The following is a 645-nucleotide window of genomic DNA, read 5'->3' on the forward strand; positions in this document are numbered from 1 at the left end:
AACGCCGATCTGGCCGCGGCGTTCAACAAACACCACGACGACCTCACCGGCCCCTACACCCCCAACCAGGTCCACACCCCCTTCGACCGCCCCACCACCGCCACCCAACTCCGCGACGACCTCACCGACGTCTTCACCAAACACCTCGCCGACACCATCGGCACCCACGCCGCCAAAAACGCCGCCGACGCCTACACCGACGCCCTCATCCGCAACTGGGGCAAAAACACCCTCAACGACGACCTCGCCAAAGCCCTCAACGACACCGGCATCCCACCCCACCTGCGCAACCACCTCACCCGCACCGTCCCCGACACCCTCACCCACAACCTCGGCGCCTACCTCGCCAACCCCCACATGCGCGCCCAAATCCTCGCCATGGCCGCCGCCACCGGCGCCTTCGAGGGCTACATCGGCGAAGGCACCACCAACGCCCTGCTCACCGACGAAGGCTTCAAAGCCCACGGCTACTCCGCCACCGCCGGCGCCTCCCAAGCCGGCATCCAAAACATCACCGTCGACACCACCCTCACCACCCTCAACCACCTCCACACCCCACCCCCACCACCACCCCCACCCGACACCACCAGCACCACACCCCCCACCAACCACCCCAACCACAGCCCCGCCGACACAAACAACAAC

The 645-nt window shown here is 67.1% G+C and carries 1 protein-coding gene; it reads left to right on the forward strand.

Going from position 1 to position 645, the window contains the following annotated elements:
- Positions 1–645: hypothetical protein (locus ABEA15_RS25580; RefSeq protein ID WP_345559631.1), on the forward strand; the 645-nt coding region annotated here is incomplete at both ends.

Origin of the sequence: Streptomonospora halophila (assembly GCF_039542725.1) — a bacterium.
Classification (GTDB): Bacteria; Actinomycetota; Actinomycetes; order Streptosporangiales; family Streptosporangiaceae; genus Streptomonospora; species Streptomonospora halophila.